Here is a 17,320-nt window from a genome sequence, read left to right on the forward strand (position 1 = left end):
CGCTGCCCGGTCGATCCGAGGGTTAGTTGAGCAACAGATTACAGCTCCGCCAGCAACTTCTGCACATCCGCAGTCCTGGCAAAACTCTTGCCCAGTTCGTTCAGCTTCTGCAACTCGATCTTGGCTTCGGCCTTCTGGTTGCTCTTGATCAGGTATTCGGCGAGATGAAGGCGGTGCAAGGGCTGCTCGGGATCCAGCTGAACCGCACGCCTTTGCAGCACCAGGGCCTTGTCCACGTGACCCGCACCCGCCTGGATTTCCGCCGCAGTGTCGGTGAGGGAAGGTGAATTCGGCGCCAGGCTGAGCGCCTTCTCGATCATTTCCAGTGCGCCGGGCCGGCCAGCACGATGCAGCAACCAGGCCAGATTGTTCAGCGCCACCGCATTGTTGGGCCGCACGGCAATCACCCTTCGGAAATGCCGTTCTGCCCGGTCGAACTCACCGCGTGCCAGCGCCTGGTCGCCCAGCAGGTAGTCGAGCGCCGGCGAATCCGGGTACTTGGTCAGCCAGTCGGCAGCCAGCTTGTCGGCCTCCGCCTGCGCTCCCGCGCTGGCCTGTGTCAGATAAAGCTTGATGACCGTCTCTTCCAGCGGACGCTTGGACAGGCTGGTACGGAATGCCACCACCGCCGCCGGCCAGTTGCGCTTCGCGGCCTGCACATCGCCTTCAAAAGACCAGCCCTGCGGCTCGTTGGGCGCCTGGGCCTGCACGGACTTGGCGATGGCGAGGGCCTCATCCATCTTGCCGGCGCGCCCCAGCAGCGTGATCAGCCGCATCTGCGCTTGCAGATGGTCGGGCTTGATGGCCAGCACCTTGCGCAGCTGGCTCATCGCCGCTGGCGCATCCTTGCGCGCGTCGTACAGGTCGACCATACGCATCATGGGCAGCACCGAGTTCGGCTGCAGCGTCGTCATCTTGTTGAACGCCTGGGCGGCCTGATTCAGGTTGCCGACTGCCATCTCGGCCAGGCCCACCGCCTCGTACACCTTGGGGCTGTCGGTGAAACGGCTGGCGGTCTCATTGGCGATCTGGCTCGCCAGCTTGTTCTCTCCAATTTCCATCAAATAAGAAACCAGCGCGAGGCGGGGCAACTGATGGTCCGGGAAGCGCCTGATGGCAGCGTCCAGCTGGCTGCGGATGTCCTCCGCGCGTGCGCCAGCCCGGGTCTTCGCCGAGATCAATGCGACGGTGCCGTCAATTGACTGCGGATCTGCCGCGACGACCTTTTCGAAGCGGCCGACCGCGGCTGCCGGCTTGCCATCCTCGTAGTCCATGGCCGCCAGCACGGTGGCGGCAGCCATATAGGACGGCAAGCGCCGCAAAGCCTCTTCGTAATGTGCGCGAGCCTTGTCGCGATTGCCGCGCAACTGCTCGGTACGTCCGCGCAACAAGGGTGCCACCGGCGTGCCGGGCTGCTTCTTTTCCACTGCATCGATGATCGCAGCGACGTCGTCCAGGCGATTGCGGCGGTACAGCGACATCGCCATCGCCACTTCGGCCTCGACACCGGGATCCTTGGCGGCGACGGACTTGAGCTCTTCCATGGCCTGCTCGGTCTGGCCCGCCGTCATTTCAGCCACGGCCAGGGCAGTACGGCCGCGCGTGTTGCCAGGATTGAGCTTGACGGCCTGGGCGTACATGCGCTTGGCCGCCTCACCGTTCCCCATCTGCAGATGGGCATCGGCGGCCACCGAATAGGCTTCGGAGCTGGCCAGCTTCTCGTCATCGAGCAGCGGCAGCACGAACCCCAGCGCCTTTCGCGCATCGCCGGCGCGGAGCTGCGCACGCGCCATCAGGACGCGCACGGGGCCTGGCGCCGGCGAATTCGGCAGCGCCTTGCCGAGGTGGGCCACGGCCTGGAGGTAGCCGCCTCGCTCGTATTCGATCGTGCCAGCCAGGTACAGGAAGGACGGGTTCTGCGGCGCCATCTTCAGCAGTTGCTGGGACAACTCGGCGGCCTTCTTCAGGTCACGCTTCTCGAAGGCCAGCGTGGCCGAGTAATACAGCACCAGGGGATTGTTCGGCTGCACCTTGCGCAGTGCGGCCAACTGCTTGTCGACGCCATCGAAGTCACGCTGCGCCATCAGCAGCCGCATCACGCCGACGTGGGCCTGCAGCTCGTCACCGTTGCGCTTGAGCGCTTCGCGATAGGCCAGCATCACCTGGGCGGGGTCGGCACCGTTGCTTTGCAGTAGCTCGGCCTTGGACACCCACGGCCGCGCCGATTCAGGATGGGCCTTGAGCGACTTTTCCACCTGCTCCATCGCACCGACCCGGTCGCCGGCGACGAACATCAGCTGGGAAACGGCGAGTTGCGCGACGATGTTGTTGGGATCAGCCTGCAGGGCGGCGTCTGCCGCGGCGCGCGCCTGCACATACTTGCCCTTGGAGCCATAGGCCGTGGCCAGCGCGGCCTTCAGCTCCGCCTGGCGCTTGGGGTCGGTGAGCTGGACATCCGCATATTCGGCGATGAACTTGGTGGACTCGCCGCGCAGGATCATCGCTGCGGCCATCAAAGGCACGAGCTCGTCCTTGCTGTAGCCACCTTCGCGCGCCTTCGACAACTCGACCCAGGCGCCGTTCGCATCGCCGGTCTCCAGCAGGGCCTTGCCAAGCCAGAAGCGGGCATCGACGAGCGACGCATCCTTCTGCAACGCGTTCTTGAACTCGATGACGGCCGCCTTGTATTCAGCCTTCTGCATGCGGGCCTTGCCCGACTCGACCATCTGCGGCGCCGACGGACCCCAGCAACCGGTCAGAAGCACCGAGGCCACGAGCACGGCACCGGCGAACCGCGCGGGTGTGGAATGCATCTTGTTGTTCATTTGATCTGCAACCGGTTCATCATGTCGTAGAGGGTTGGGCGGCTGATGCCTAACAGTTCGGACGCACGGACGATGTTGCCATCGGTGCGGGCGAGCGCCGTGATGAGGGCCTGGCGTTCGGCGTTTTCGCGCACGGTGCGCAGGTCCAGCGTCACGTTGTCATCGGCCGGTGCCGACGCCGGCCGCAGACCGAGGTCCACCGCCGCGATGCGGTCCTCCTCGGCCATGATGACGGCACGCTTGAGCATGTTCTGCAGTTCGCGCACATTGCCCGGCCAGCGATGCGCTTCCAGCGCTCGCACGGCATCGTCGGCCAGTGTGGGTACCGGGCGGCGCATTTCGGTCGCGAAGCGTCGCGCAAAGGCATGCGAAAGCAGCACCGGGTCGCCCACACGGTCACGCAGCGGCGGTATCTCGACGACGATCTCTGCCAGGCGGTAGTACAGGTCTTCACGAAAGCGACCGTCGACGATCCGGGCCTTGAGATCCTGGTGGGTCGCGCCGACGACGCGCACGTCGATCGGAATCTCCTGGCGGCCGCCGACACGCTCGATGACCCGCTCCTGCAGGAAGCGCAGCAGCTTGGCCTGCAAGGGCATGGGCAGGTCGCCGATCTCGTCGAGCATCAGCGTGCCGCCGTTGGCGGTCTCGATCTTGCCCAGCGTCGACTTGTTGGCACCGGTGAAGGCCCCCTTCTCGTAGCCGAAGAGTTCGCTCTCCAGCAGCGTCTCGGGGATGGCCGCACAGTTGATGGCGACGAAGCGGCCCTTGCGCTTGGAGGCGTCATGCAGGCCCTGGGCGAGCACTTCCTTGCCGGTGCCGCTTTCGCCAAGCAGCAGCACGGTGGCGTCGCTGGGGGCCACCTTCTCGATCATGCGGCAGACGCGCTGCATGCCGGGGTCGCGCGTGATGAGGCCCGAGAAGACGTCGCTGCTTTGCTGCGTCTGCAGGCGGCGGTTCTCCTGCTGCAGCTCATAGAGCCGGTAGGCGCGCTCGACGGTCAGGCTGAGCACGTCGGGATCGACGGGCTTGGCGAGGAAGTCGTAGGCACCCATGCGGATGGCGCGCAGCGCGTTGCCTTGGTCGTTCTGGCCGGTCAGCACGATGACCTTCACGCCGGGGTCGAGCTCCAGCAGCTTCTCCAGGCATCTGAAGCCCTCGGACACCGAGTCCCGATCGGGCGGCAGGCCGAGATCCATCGTGACCACCGCCGGGTTGTGACGGCGGAACTGCAGCACCGCGCTGGGGACGTCATCGGCCGTGACCGATTCGAAGCGGTCCAGCGACCACTTGAGCTGCTTCTGCAGGGCCAGATCGTCTTCGACGATCAACAGCGGCGCATGGCGAGGCGTGTTCATAGGTGCACCCTTCGGCCTGCGGCCTTGCCTGACCGACAGCGCGGCCAGGCGTTCGCCAGGCACGGGATGCCCACAGGGCATCCCATGTCCGGGCTCACTCCCGCCAGGCGGGAGCGAGCTTGCTTGGGACGGCCCGGCGCGGCGCTCATTGAACGTCCAACGCCGTCAAGGGTGCGTCCGCCTGCGCATGGAACAGCGGGAGTAGCAGGGTCACGGTGGTGCCCCGGTTCAATTCACTCTGCACGCTGATCTTGCCTCCCAGTTCCTGTATGTATTTTGATAGCTCTCGTGGGCGCCTATGCCCATGCCGCTGGCCTTGGTGGTCTGGAACGGCTTGAAGAGGCGATTCTGAATGAAATCCTCGCTCATGCCGCAGCCGCTGTCCTCCACGCGAACGCGCGCCTGGCTGCCCTGGGCATCCAGGGTCAGGCAGACCCGGCCGCTCGCGGGCGTGGCATCGAAGGCGTTCTGCACGACATGGCCAAGCACGCGCTCCACGCGCTCCGCATGCCCACGCGTGCTGACACCGCCCTGCAGCGTCAATTCCAGTACCCTGCCCTTGCTGGAAGCCGCAGCCGCAAGGCGCTTGGCGATCTGCTCCAGGTCGACACCGCTGGTCACGCCATGCGGCTTGTCGCCCTCGCGCAGCTGGAGCATCAACTGGCGCATCTTCTCCAGCGAGTTCTCCACCGTATCGAGCATGTCCTGCTGGAATTCAGGGTTGTCGCGCAGGCGCTTGGCGTTCTTCATCATCAGCGAGAGCTGGGTGACGATGTTCTTCAGGTCGTGCACGACGAAGGCCGACATGCGGTTGAAGGCATCGAATTTGCGCGCCTCCAGCAACGCCTCCGTGGCCTGGGCCTGGTCCAGATAGCCTGACGCCTGGCTGGCGGCCGTGCGCAGCAGGTCGCGCACCTCCCAGTTCACCTCGACAACCACACGCGGCCGCCCCAATACCGCAAAGCCGATCAAGGCTTCGCGCACCAGCAGGGGCACCAGCAGCCAGCAACGTGGCTCCTCGGCCAGCCAGGCCGGCAATTCGAGGCCGGGGTAGGCCTCAGGGCGTTCACGACACTCATCCACGTCGACGATCCAGGCGCGCTCGCGCCAGAACGTCGCCAGCGGGCCATCGTGCGCCTCGCTGCCCAGTTCGGCGGGCAGGTTCCAGCGGGCGGCCTGCACGAAGTCGCCACCCGCGGCACGCGGCAACCACAGCATGCCGCTCGGGCTTTCGACCAGGTTGGCGAGGGCGCGCACCACGGTTTCGGCCGTGTGCTGGGGTTCTGCGCTGCCGGACAAGAGCTGGGTGAACCGCAGCCACTCCTCGCGGTAGTCGTAGCGATAGCTGAAGAAGTTCTTGCTGATGTAGACACGCAGGCGCGAACGCATCGACCCGGAGGCCATCAGCAGCGTCAGTGCCACCAGCGCGACGAAAACCAGGGCCACGGACAGCGCCCGCCCCCACTCGCCGCCGGTGTAGCGCACGTAGTAGCCCACGCCGGCCACCATCAGCAGGTAGACGCCGACGAGCAGCAGCGTCGCCGAATGGAAGACCGCCGCCCGCGACACATGCAGCCTGCCGAGCCAGTCGGCATAGCGGCGGGACGCCACATAGAGCAGCGGCACCGCCGCGGCATGGACCAGCGAGCGAACGCTGATCGCGTCACCGTCAAAACGCTGGAACAGCGCGGCCTGCGACCCGATGAAGAGGTCGAAGACAAAGATGGCACCCAGCCCCAGGCAGACCGGCTTGGCATTCCATCGCGCGTCGCCGGTCGCATTGCGCAGCATCTGCTCGACCATCACAAGGCCCAGCACTGCCAAGCCCAAGGCGGCGAAGGCCTGGGGACGAGCCAGGCTCTCCGCCGGTACGCTCTCGCCGACCAGGAGCAACACCAGACGCGCCAGCACCGCGACGATCGCGAGGGGACGCAACCAACCCAGGCCACCGCCCCGCCGCGGTGGCGGGAGCAGCATCAGCATGAAGGCAAACCAGAAGCTGATGCGCAGCAGGTCAAGGCCCGGAACGACCCAGGTCGGCAAGCGGTCGGACCAATGCCTCAGTTCATCCATCAGCGCCAGGCCGGCCCAGATCGAACTGGCTGTCAGCGCCGCCAGGAACACCATGGCGAGCACGGAGACGGGCATGCTGCCCCGCAGCAGCCGCTGCGCGAAGTAGAGCGCGAACAGCCCGTAGGCCGCACAGCAGATCAGATCGCCAAGGCTGCTCAAGGAGAGGAAGGGAGCCAGCGCCTCAATCATGGCGCCCGGGGCAGAGTCCAAATCGGCGACAAGAGACATGCATCATTCAAGCATGCCCCTGGCGTTCGGGCATCGGCGCTTACGCCGAAGCGCCGCCGCGCTCAGCGAGCGCCCTTGCCAGTCAGCACCACGGCCACCGTCTCCAGCATGATCAGCAGATCAAGGAAGAGGGAGTGGTTCTTGACGTAGTACAGGTCGTACTGCAGCTTCTCGACCGAGTCTTCGATGGTCGAGCCGTACTCATAGCGCACCTGGGCCCAACCCGTGACGCCCGGCTTCACGCTGTGGCGCACAGCGTAATAGGGGATCTTGCTGATGAGTTCGTCGACGAAGAACTGGCGCTCCGGGCGCGGGCCGACCATGCTCATCTCGCCCCACAGCACATTGAAGAGCTGGGGCAGTTCGTCGATGCGAACCTTGCGGATGAAGCGACCAATACGCGTCACGCGGTCGTCGTTCTTGGTGGCCCAACGCGGCTTGCCGTCCTTTTCAGCATCGGTGCGCATGCTGCGGAACTTGATGACGTTGAAGGGCACACCATTCAGCCCCACCCGCTCCTGACGGTAGAGCATCGGCCCACGCGATTCGAAGCGGATGGCCAGGGCCGTGATCAGCATGATGGGCCAGGTCACCGCCAGAATCAGCGCGGCGAAGACGATGTCGCACACGCGCTTGATCGCGGCGCGCAGCATGCCCTGGCTGAAGCCGTCACCAAACACCAGCCAACCGGCATTGACATGCTTGATGTTGATCTGGGCCAGTGTCTTCTCGAAGTGGGTGGCGATATCCACCACGCGCACGCCGGACAGCTTGCAATCCAGCAGTTGCCGCAACGGCATGCTGCCGCCGCGGCGCTCGCTGAGGGCCACGACGATCTCGTCGACGTTGTGCTTGAGCGCAGCTTCGGTCAGGTTGGCGCCGTCATTGATGATCTCGGCGCGCGGCACTTCGGGCTGGTCCTCGTTGGGGCCGGCGTAGAAACCGACGATCTGCGCATGCGGATCGGAGGCGCGCAAGGTATTGCCGACGGAGCGGGCCGCAATGCCGGTGCCGAAGATCAGGATGCGGCTGCGCATGCGTGCCTGAGTACCCGAATGGGCCGCATAGACACGATGCACCATGACTGCGGCGACAGCGCTCATGGCAACCAGGGTCAGCATGTCGCGGTGGCTGGTGTTCGAAGGCACCAGGCTGAAGATGGCATAGGCCAGCGGCAGGCCAAACAGCAGCCCGAACAGGGCCCGGGCGCAGGACTCCGTGATCGAGCGGTTGTGCACATGCTGGTAGAAGCCCGTAGCCGAATTGATCACGAACATGCAACCGGCCAGTGACAGGCCGTGCGACGCCGCGAACGGCAGCACCATCTGCGCCGACTCACCTTGGCTGAGCACGACCGCAATGACGGCGAAAACTATCAGGCCGAGATCGAAGAAGACCTGAAGCAAGGTCTGCTTATGCAGGTAATGGTTGAATATTCGAATCATTTGCATTCCCCGATCATTACTACTGGCGTTCCCGCATCTGCAATCCGATCAATGGAATTCGAATCAATATCGATATTCCATTCACCCTAGCGCGGAGACCGCCTGCCGTATCGCCACCTCGATGACAACCTCGACTGCGCAGACCTCCTCGGAGACCGCCCGGCCGGCTCTGAATGCCCGTTTCGGCCACACGCCGCAACGGACATATCCGACCAACCCTTGATCGCGCCGGCATCATGCCTCTGGCCCCCTGGCTTGAAAGCCCCCCGTTTAGAGGGTGCTTGCCCCTTGAATCCGCGTCGTGCCGCAGCCCGCGAGGTCTCCGCCGCGGTCATTTTCACAACGGGCCGCAGTAGAACCGAAAGCGGGCGACAACACCATGACAGGGATGGCGCCAGCCGCTGCAAAACGTGCGAAACGCACAGGCGTCACATTGAAATCCGACGAAACCCGATTCATGCGCTCTTGCGGCGGCGAGGTCCGGTTTTCGAGCAAATCAAATATTGCCCTGCTTATTTTCTGGGCAGTATTCACGATCGGCCGTAAGGCTTGTCGCAACGAGCACTCCTTTGTCGTCCTTGAATCTGATCGATCCCATTTCGGAGTTCCTCAAAGCGACGAACCCGCCAAGGGCGGGTTCGTCATGAAAAACGCCCGCCGAGGCGGGCGTTCTGGACGCGAATCCGAATCAGCGCACGACCGCGATCTGCTCGCGGGCGCCGCCCTTGTAGGTGAACAGCGTCAGGGCGCCGTTCTTGATGTCGCCCTTCTCGTCGAAGGCGATGGTGCCCGTCACACCCTTGTAGCCGGCCGTCTTGGCCAGCACAGGCAGGTACTTGGCCGGGTCAGCCGAACCAGCCTTGACCATGGCAGCCGCCATCACATTGACGGCGTCATAGACGTACGGCGCGTAGATCTGCACATCGACGTTGAACTTGGCCTTGAACTTGGCCTTGAAGTCGTCCATCGACTTCTTGGCTTCGCCCTCGACACCACCGGCTTCGGCGCAGACGACCTGGCCATCGGCCATCGTGCCAGCGGCCAGCTTGGGCAGTTCGCCCGAGCAGATGCCGTCGCCGCCCATGAACTTGGCTTCGATGCCAAGCTGCTTCATCTGGCGCAGCATCGGGCCGGCCACGGCGTCCATGCCGCCGAAGAAGACGACGTCGGGCTTCTTGCCCTTCAGGGAGGTCAGGATGGCGGTGAAGTCCGTGGCCTTGTCGTTGGTGAATTCGCGGCCGACGATCTTCCCGCCCGCGCCCTTGACACCCTTTTCGAACTCGTCGGCAACGCCCTGGCCATAGGCCGTGCGGTCATCGATGACGGCAATGGACTTTCCCTTCAGGTCCTTGGCGGCGTAGCGGCCCAGCGTGCCACCCAGGTGCACGTCGTCAGCCACGACGCGGAAGGTCGTCTTGTAGCCGTTGCGGGTGAACTTGGGGTTGGTGGCCGACGGCGAGATCTGCGGAATGCCGGCGTCGCTGTAGACCTTGGAGGCCGGGATGGAAGTGCCCGAGTTCAAGTGACCCACGACGCCGTTGACCTTGGAGTCGACCAGCTTTTGCGCAGCAGCGGTGCCTTGCTTCGGATCGCCAGCGTCGTCTTCAGCCAGCAACTCGAACTTGGCCTTCTTGCCGCCGATCATGACGCCCTTGGCGTTCAGGTCCTCGATGGCGAGGCGGGCACCCAGTTCGTTGTCCTTGCCCAGGTGGGCAATCGCGCCACTGGTCGGTGCGACGTGGCCGATCTTGACGACCAGGTCCTGCGACATGGCAGCGCCGCTGAGCAGTGCTGCAACTGCACCCACCACGATATTCAACTTGATTTGCATGGATCAACTCCAGTTTGAAAGAGAGAGGAACAAACAGAGAACCGTTGATTTTTCAACCAATTGAACATACCCCAAATCCGGGGGGCTCTCATTCGGGAAAGCGTGGACGCAGCGTTGTCAACCCGCCGCGGAAAAGTGGTCCAGCTTGGCTCCCGACTGCTGGTAGACGCGATAGCGCGCACGCCCAGCTTGAACGCGCTCGGGGGCCTGTCCGATGACCTCCAGCACGCGTTCAAATGCAAGCGCATCCGAAGGCACGTCGTCGCGCAGGTTCAACAGCAATCCGCGGTGTGGCAGACGCGCCGCGTCATCAACCAAGAGGACCTCGCCCGGCGCGGGCGCCGTGGCGCCGTCCCAACGCCGATGCGGGATGAACTCCGCCGCGTCGAAGCTCCACAGCAACTCGTCTAGACGAGTTGCCTGCGCCGCCCCCACGCAGACACCCACCGGCTTGCCCGACGCGAGGGCGCGACGGATCAAGCGGCAGGCAAAGTGCAGCGGGTCCGCCGCGTCGCTGTAGAAACTGACCTGCAGGGTCACTTACTTCGCGTGACTCAACACGAAGTGCGTCAACAGGCCCACCGGCCGGCCGGTCGAGCCCTTGGCAGCGCCGCCCTTCCATGCCGTGCCGGCGATGTCGAGATGGCCCCAGCGGTACTTGCTGGTGAAACGCTGCAGGAACTTGGCCGCCGTGATCGAGCCGCCCGCGCGGCCGGCGATATTGGGCACGTCGGCGAAGTTGCTCTTCAGGCCTTCGGCGTACTCGTCGTCCAGCGGCATGCGCCAGCAAGGGTCGAGGGCCGCGTCGCCCGCTGCGGTCAGCGAAGCGGCCAGTTCGTCGTCGCTGGCGTACATGCCGCTGCGCACGCCGCCCAGCGCGATGACGCAGGCGCCGGTCAGCGTCGCCACGTCCACGACGACCGCGGGCTTGAAACGCTCCGCATAGGTCAGCGCATCGCACAGGATGAGGCGGCCTTCGGCGTCGGTGTTCAGGATCTCGATGGTCTGGCCGGACATCGACGTGACGACGTCGCCCGGCTTGATCGCGCGGCCGCTGGGCATGTTCTCGCAGGCAGCGACGATCATGACCAGATTGAGCTTGGGCTTGAGTTCGGCGATGGCGCGCAGCGTGCCGATGACGCTGGCCGCGCCGCCCATGTCGAACTTCATCTCGTCCATCTCGGCACCGGGCTTGAGCGAGATGCCGCCGGTGTCGAAGGTGATGCCCTTGCCCACCAGCACGACGGGCGCCACCGTCTTGGCCGCGCCTTCATAGCGGGCAACGATGAAGCGCAGCGGCTCGTCCGAACCCTGGGCGACGGACAGGAAGCTGCCCATGCCGAGTTTCTCGACGGCCTTCTTGTCCAGCACCTCGACCTTCAGGCCATGGGCCTTGCCCAGGCCCTGCACGACCTCACCGAGATAGGTCGGCGTCGCGAAGTTGGCCGGGCGGTTGGCGCATTCGCGCGCCAGTTCGACGCCGGCGGCAATGGCTTCGCCACGAGCCAGGCCGGCCTTGGCCGTCTTGATGTCAGCCTTGCCGACCAGCAGGGCAAGCCTGGCCAGCTTGGGGGCTGCCGGCGCACTGGGCTTGGTGTGGCGGTAGACATAGACCGCATCCGTGGCCGCGAGGGCGGTCTGTTCGGCCAGCGATTCGACGTTGCCGGCGTCGAAACCCACAAACGCGACAGCCGCGCTGACCACGCCACGGGATTTGATCTGCGCCAGGCCTGCAGCCAATGCGGCGCGCCCGGCAGCCAACGTCGTCTTGCCGCTGGCGACGAGGACAAGGCGAGGCGCCTTGACCCCTTCGGCGTGGGTCAGCGTGAGTGCCTGGCCACCTTTCAGCGCGAAGTCGCCGAGCTTGATGGCCGCCTGCGCATGACGGGCAACCACTGCATCCAGGCCCTTGGGCAGCGCCTCACCGCCGAGCACGACGACCAGGGCGTCGGCACCGGCGCCCGCGAGCCCATCGAGCTCAGCGGTTTGAATCTTGAAGTCCATAATGACCAGAAGTAGGTAGAAGTACTTTTGATGTTATTCGATTCATCCACGCGATCCGAGCTGGCCAAGAGCTTCGGCGTCACGCTGGTGGTCATCCTGACCATCATGTTGACGTCGACGCTGATCCGCACGCTGGGCCAGGCCGCGGGGGGCAATGTGGCGCCTCAGGACGTCGTGCTGTTGATGGGCTACGCGACCATCGCCCACCTCGCGACCATGCTCATCCTGTCGCTGTTCGTTGCCGTCGTCATCACGCTCAGCCGCTCCTATCGCGAGTCGGAAATGACGATCTGGTTTGCCAGCGGCGTGCCGCTGTCGCGCTTCGTGCGCCCGGTGCTGCGCATGGCCTGGCCGGTGCTGCTCGGCGTCATCGTGCTCGAGCTGCTGGTCTGGCCCTGGGGCAATCAGAACAGCGCCGAATTGCGGGACCGTTATCAGAAGCGCGGCGACCTCTCGCGCGTGGCGCCGGGCCAGTTCCAGACCTCGCGCGACGGCAGCCGGGTCTTCTTCATCGAACGCGACGGCGACAACGCCGCCACCGGCCGCAATGTCTTCATCCTCGCCAACCAGAACGAACGCGAGTCGGTGACGACCTCGGCCCGCGGCCATCTCGAGATGGAAGGCGATGACCGCTTCCTCGTGCTGGATCACGGCCAGCGCAACGAGAGCCAGCTCAAGACCGGCGAGAAAAGCCTGGCACGCTTCGAGCAGTACAAGGTGATGACCGACCCGCAGGTGCTGGCCAATGCCAACCAGCTGCCGCCCAAGGCCATGGCGACGTTGGACCTGCTGCGCCTGCCCACGCCCAAGAACCAGGGCGAGCTGGCCTGGCGCTTCGGCATGATCCTCGCCGGCTTCAACATGGCCCTGCTCGGCGTCGGCCTGTCGGCATCCAACCCGCGCCGCGCCAGCAACTGGAATCTGCTGTTTGCGCTACTGGCCTTCGTCATCTACTTCAATCTCATCAACCTGTCGCAGTCCTGGGTAGGCAACGGTCGCACCAGCCTGCCCCGCGGCCTGCTGACCGTGCATGGCAGTGCCCTGTTCCTGGCCCTGGCCGTCATCTGGCTGCGCGACAACGCCAACCGCTTCTGCCTGCGCCGCCGCGTAAGCAAAGAGGCGATGGCATGAGGACCGTCCGCGCCCTGCTCTACAAGGACATCGCCGGTTCGGTGCTGATGGTCGCGCTGGCCTTCCTGTCGCTGTTCTTCTTTATCGACTTCGTCGACGAGATCGAGCGCATGACCCGCGTCGGCGCGGGTGCGGGCAAGGCCGCCGTGCTCGCAGCGATGGAGCTGCCTGGCCACTTCTACGAGCTATTCCCCATCGCCGTGCTGATCGGCGCCATCGTCGCCCTGGCCCGACTGGCGCAGAGCAGCGAGTTCACCATCCTGCGCACTGGTGGCCTCGGTCCCGCGCGGGCCCTGGCCCTGCTGGCCGGCCTGGCCGCCGCGTTCGCGGCGCTCACCTTCTTCGTCGGCGACTACGTGGCGCCGCGCTTCGAACGCGAGGGGGACGAGATGCGCGCCCGCTTCGTGCACGACAGCAACCCGGCCAAGCGCGGCGCCTGGCTGAAGGACCACCAGAATATCGATGGTCGGGAGCGCAGCTATTCAGTCAAGGTTGGCCGCGTTGGCGGCGGCGGCGAACTGGAGGATGTGCGCATCTTCGAGTTCGACGCCGAAGGCCGGCTGATGTCGCGCACCGAAGCGGAAAAGGTCGACGTCGACGCTCAGGGCATGTGGCATCTGCAGGCGGTCAAGCGCACGGTCTGGAACCCCGGCACGGCGACGGCCAGCGGCAGCGTCGGCGACGTCGTCATCAGCGAGCAGCAGCTCGATAAGCTCGACTGGCAGAGTTCCCTGCACGCCGGCGTCATCGCCGCGGCCGTGCTGCCGGCCATGTCCATGTCGACGCTGGAGCTCTACCGCTACACCAAGCATCTGTCGGCCCAGGAGCAGTCGGCCCAGGCGCACAACATCCAGTTCTGGCGCAAGGCCTTCTATCCGTTTGCCTGCTTCGTCATGGTGGCCCTGGCCCTGCCTTTTGCCTACCTGCATGGGCGCTCGGGCGGCATCAGCATCAAGGTCTTCGGCGGCATCATGCTGGGTATCAGCTTCGTGCTGCTGAACAACGTGACCGGCCATCTGGGCCTGCTGAAGAACTGGACACCCTGGGTCGTCGCGGCAACGCCCAGCCTGCTCTACCTCGGGTTGTCGATGGCGGCCTTCACCTGGCTCGTCAGATACCGCTGATGAAGCCCCCACGGTCACTTCGTGCCCTGCCTTGCAGGCCGCGCCAGGCCAGTGGCCCGGCTCTTCGCCAGCCACGCAGCGTCCACCGGACGCTGCGTGCGCGGGCTCAGCCCCCCGAGGGGGCGTCAGCGTCCTTCGGGCGGCCGTGCGGACGCTGATGGAAGGCCTGCTGCTCTTCGCCCATGGCGCCCGCGACCCAGCCTGGGCGCGGCCCTTCGAGACCATTGCCGAGCGGCTGCGCGCCGCGCGTCCCGGCACGCCGTTGGCGATGGCTTACCTTGAGTTCATGTCGCCCGGCATCGAGGAAGCGGCCGAGCAGCTGGCCGCGGCCGGCTGCACACGCGTCCATGTGCTGCCGCTCTTCCTCGGCACCGGTGGCCATGTGCGCCGTGACATCCCGCCCCTGCTCGACCGCCTGCGCGAGCGCCATGGCGACGCCATTCAATGGCTGCTCCATGCGCCGCTGGGTGAACAGGAAGCCGTGCTCAACGCCATCAGCCTGGCCTGCCTGGCAATACTCGAATGAACCTGCATCAATTCCGCTTCGTCCAGGAAGCGGCCCGCCGCAACCTCAACCTGACCGAGACAGCCAAGGCGCTGTTCACCTCCCAGCCGGGCGTGTCCAAGGCCATCCTCGAGCTCGAGGAGGAGTTAGGCGTGGACATCTTCTCGCGCCACGGCAAGCGGCTGCGCCGCATCACCGAACCGGGCCAGCAGGTGCTGGCCTGCATCGAGATCATCCTGCGCGAAGTCGGCAATCTGAAGCGCATCGGCGAGGAGTATTCGCGCCAGGACAGCGGCACCTTCTCCATCGCGACGACCCACACCCAGGCCCGCTATGTGCTGCCCGCGCCGGTGGCCCAGCTGCGCAAGAACCTGCCACAGCTGCGCATCAGCCTGCACCAGGGCAGCCCGGACCAGGTCGCCAAGATGCTGCTCGACGAGACCGCCGACCTGGGACTGGCCACCGAGTCCCTGGCCCAGTACCCGGAGCTTGTCACCCTGCCCTGCTATGAGTGGCAGCACGTCATGGTCGTGCCGCGCGACCATCCACTGGCCAGCGTCGAGCGCGTCAGCCTGGAACAGCTCGCTGGCGAGCCGCTGGTGTCCTACCACCCCAGCTTCACGGGCCGCACCCGCGTCGACAAGGCCTTCGCCTCGCGTCATCTGACGCCCAATGTGGTGCTGGAGGCCATCGACTCCGACGTCATCAAGACYTATGTGCGCCTGGGCATGGGCGTGGGCATCGTGGCCGAAATGGCCATGCGTGAGGAGCCCGCCAACAGCGACCTGGTCGCGCGGCCACTGGGCACGCTGCTGGGCAGCAACGTGACGCGCATCGCCTTCAAGCGCGGCGCCTATCTGCGCAACTACGTGTACGCCTTTGCCGAACTGCTGTCCGAACGACTGTCACGCAAGCTCATCGAGAAGGCCATGAACGGCGACTCGACCGACTTTGGGATCTAAGGGCACGCCCTCTCAGGACTCCCGGCCGAAGCTGGAGTCGATCGGCAGCATCAGGTCCACCTCCTCACCGCGCAGGCCGGCCTCGAAGAGATCGCGCGCCACGCTGTAGAGGGTCAGCAGATCGCGGTAGGCGGGCAGCTCGAAGCTCGGCACGCCCGGTCCGCCGCCGCGGGCGAGCAGGTCCTGCAGCATCTGCAAAGCGGTGCCCGGTTCAGGCCAGACGACCTGCAGATGAGCGATGACGCTGGGGCTGGCATCCAGGCTGCGGCCACGCGCCAGGCTCTGCGACCACTGCGGCGCCAGCACCCGGAAACGCTGCTCGAACTGCTTGACTAGCTCAGCGAATACCTCGGGCTCACCGCGCTGCTGGCAGAGCTCCATCAGCATCAGATAGGGCATGGCGCCGGCATTGCCACGCGCCAACCGCGTGGCCAGCAGGTCGGCCGCCGCTTCTTGCTGGCCGAGCAGCTGCAGGAAATCGACCTGTTGCTGCAGGTCCAGCAGCTCGTCCGCCACGGTCAGCTCGTTGGACAGCACCGGCGCGGCCGCGGCCTGGACCGGCAGACGCATGGTCGCCTGCATGTCCATCGCGGGCGGTGCGACAGCGGGTGGTGGCGGTGATGCAATGGGCGCCGGCGGCCACGCCATCGGTCGAGGCTGTGGCCGCGTGACCTGGTGCTGGCCTTCGTCCGGCAGCGCCGCGGCTTGGCCGACGACAGGCGGCGCCATGCCCGGCGAGTGTTGTGGCAGCACCGCCGGCAGGCCGGCCCCTTCGGCGGCATGCAGGGCACGCCAATAGGCAAGCTCGCGGCGGGCCCGTTGATCGCGCCAGCGGCTGAAATAGAAAGCCGCCGAGCCCGCCAGCAGGCTCAGCCCCAACGTCAGCACCCAGGTCATGGGGTCGCGATAGGGCGAGGCATGTGCGCTGCGCACCGCCACGGGCGGCGGTGCCACGGCCGGTGCGGAGGCCGGCGGTATGGCCACCGCCGAGGCCGCGGCGGCTTCGGCCAGCAGCCGTGCCTCCAGGTCGGCGCGCAGCTGGGCCACGGTCTGCTCAAGCTGAGCGATCTGGGCTTCCAGCTCGGGCGTGAGCTCCATCTCGGGCGCGCTGGCGGCAGGCTGGACGGGCCGCGGCGCTTCGGCCACCAGCACCTCAGGCCGTTCCAGCACCAGGCGTGGGCCACTGGCGCGCGGCTTGGAGCGGGTTTTTTGCCGTACCACCGGGCCTGGCGCCGGTGCGGGCGATGCCTCGGCCATCACGCTCGTCGGCGGGGCGACCACCGGCGGCGCCGCAGGCGCGGGCGGTGCCGGCACTGTGGCGGCATCGGCCGCAGGGTCGACGAAAGCATTGAATTCGCGCGTCAGCCGCAGCGGGCAGCCCAGGGCCAGCGTGATGCGCAGGGCCGGCTCGTCGATGCGCGCCAGGCTCTGCAGGCGAATGCGTTGCTGGCCGGGTTCACCCTCGACACGCATTTGCAACAGCCCCGCCGGCACCCGTGCGTCGCCAGCGGAAACCTCGGCGCGCACGCAGGAATCGGTCAGTCGTTCACCATCCGCCAGCGTCAGCGGGATGCTGGCGTCCAGCGGTTTGCCGAGGGCAGAATGAATTTGCGGCCGTCCCAGGCCCAGAGCCTGGGCGTCTGGCGCCAGGCCAAGCAGCAGTGCCAAAGTGGGTGTGAGAGCACCCAGCAAGGTCGGGCGCAAGGCCGTGAAGGGCATTGACTGCGGGCGGCTAGCTATCGGTTGAACGAGGGGGTGAAGACGGCGCGGATCACTCTAGCATGGGGCCACCTCGCCAACGGCCCCATTCCCAGGGAACCGCGGGCGGCACAAT

The 17,320-nt window shown here is 65.9% G+C and carries 12 protein-coding genes; 4 read left to right on the forward strand and 8 right to left on the reverse strand.

Annotation, left to right across the window (positions count from 1 at the left end; translation table 11 throughout):
• Positions 1-38: 38 nt before the first annotated feature.
• The 7 genes from prsT to ACXJKM_RS25345 all read right to left on the reverse strand — a co-directional run bounded on the left by prsT (position 39) and on the right by ACXJKM_RS25345 (position 11,764).
• Positions 39-2,825 carry an XrtA/PEP-CTERM system TPR-repeat protein PrsT gene (gene prsT, locus ACXJKM_RS25315; protein ID WP_457355986.1) on the reverse strand — a complete coding sequence of 929 codons (2,787 nt, stop codon included), beginning with the start codon at positions 2,823-2,825 and terminating at the stop codon, positions 39-41.
• A complete protein-coding gene (prsR, locus tag ACXJKM_RS25320) occupies positions 2,822-4,183 on the reverse strand; it encodes a PEP-CTERM-box response regulator transcription factor (protein ID WP_056197184.1) in 1,362 nt (453 codons plus the stop codon). Before prsR ends, prsT begins: the two co-directional genes overlap by 4 nt.
• A gap of 228 nt (positions 4,184-4,411) precedes the next feature.
• Positions 4,412-6,415 carry an XrtA/PEP-CTERM system histidine kinase PrsK gene (gene prsK / locus ACXJKM_RS25325; protein ID WP_457355987.1) on the reverse strand — a complete coding sequence of 668 codons (2,004 nt, stop codon included), beginning with the start codon at positions 6,413-6,415 and terminating at the stop codon, positions 4,412-4,414.
• A gap of 131 nt (positions 6,416-6,546) precedes the next feature.
• Positions 6,547-7,935, reverse strand: coding sequence for a TIGR03013 family XrtA/PEP-CTERM system glycosyltransferase (locus ACXJKM_RS25330; protein ID WP_235531933.1), 1,389 nt, complete (start codon positions 7,933-7,935; stop codon positions 6,547-6,549).
• A 682-nt stretch (positions 7,936-8,617) separates the two neighbouring features.
• Positions 8,618-9,760 (reverse strand): branched-chain amino acid ABC transporter substrate-binding protein, encoded by a 1,143-nt coding sequence (locus ACXJKM_RS25335; RefSeq protein WP_056195771.1) that lies wholly within the window; start codon positions 9,758-9,760, stop codon positions 8,618-8,620.
• A 117-nt stretch (positions 9,761-9,877) separates the two neighbouring features.
• Positions 9,878-10,300: a DNA polymerase III subunit chi gene (locus ACXJKM_RS25340; RefSeq protein ID WP_457355988.1), complete on the reverse strand. Its 423-nt coding sequence runs from the start codon at positions 10,298-10,300 to the stop codon at positions 9,878-9,880.
• On the reverse strand, positions 10,301-11,764 hold the full coding sequence (locus ACXJKM_RS25345; RefSeq protein ID WP_457355989.1) for a leucyl aminopeptidase: 1,464 nt from the start codon (positions 11,762-11,764) through the stop codon (positions 10,301-10,303). It abuts the gene before it with no gap.
• Between the two features lie 30 nt (positions 11,765-11,794).
• Here ACXJKM_RS25345 and lptF point away from each other — a divergent pair, with 30 nt between their 5' ends.
• From lptF to ACXJKM_RS25365, 4 genes are all read left to right on the forward strand, one after another.
• Positions 11,795-12,895, forward strand: a complete 1,101-nt coding sequence (lptF, locus tag ACXJKM_RS25350) for an LPS export ABC transporter permease LptF (protein WP_457355990.1) — start codon at positions 11,795-11,797, stop codon at positions 12,893-12,895.
• A complete protein-coding gene (gene lptG, locus ACXJKM_RS25355; RefSeq protein ID WP_457355991.1) occupies positions 12,892-14,019 on the forward strand; it encodes an LPS export ABC transporter permease LptG in 1,128 nt (375 codons plus the stop codon). The genes lptF and lptG overlap by 4 nt, the downstream gene beginning before the upstream one ends.
• A 145-nt stretch (positions 14,020-14,164) precedes the next feature.
• The gene (locus ACXJKM_RS25360; protein ID WP_327082878.1) at positions 14,165-14,545 is read left to right on the forward strand and encodes a sirohydrochlorin chelatase; all 381 of its coding nucleotides are present in this window, start codon (positions 14,165-14,167) and stop codon (positions 14,543-14,545) included.
• Complete coding sequence (locus tag ACXJKM_RS25365; RefSeq protein WP_056195754.1) at positions 14,542-15,486, forward strand: CysB family HTH-type transcriptional regulator; 945 nt, start codon at positions 14,542-14,544, stop codon at positions 15,484-15,486. Before ACXJKM_RS25360 ends, ACXJKM_RS25365 begins: the two co-directional genes overlap by 4 nt.
• 12 nt (positions 15,487-15,498) lie before the next feature.
• On the opposite strand, the gene ACXJKM_RS25370 is transcribed toward ACXJKM_RS25365, so the two are convergent.
• Complete coding sequence (locus ACXJKM_RS25370; RefSeq protein ID WP_457355992.1) at positions 15,499-17,205, reverse strand: type IV pilus assembly protein FimV; 1,707 nt, start codon at positions 17,203-17,205, stop codon at positions 15,499-15,501.
• Positions 17,206-17,320 lie beyond the last annotated feature (115 nt).

The organism is Roseateles sp. P5_D6, from assembly GCF_054049415.1.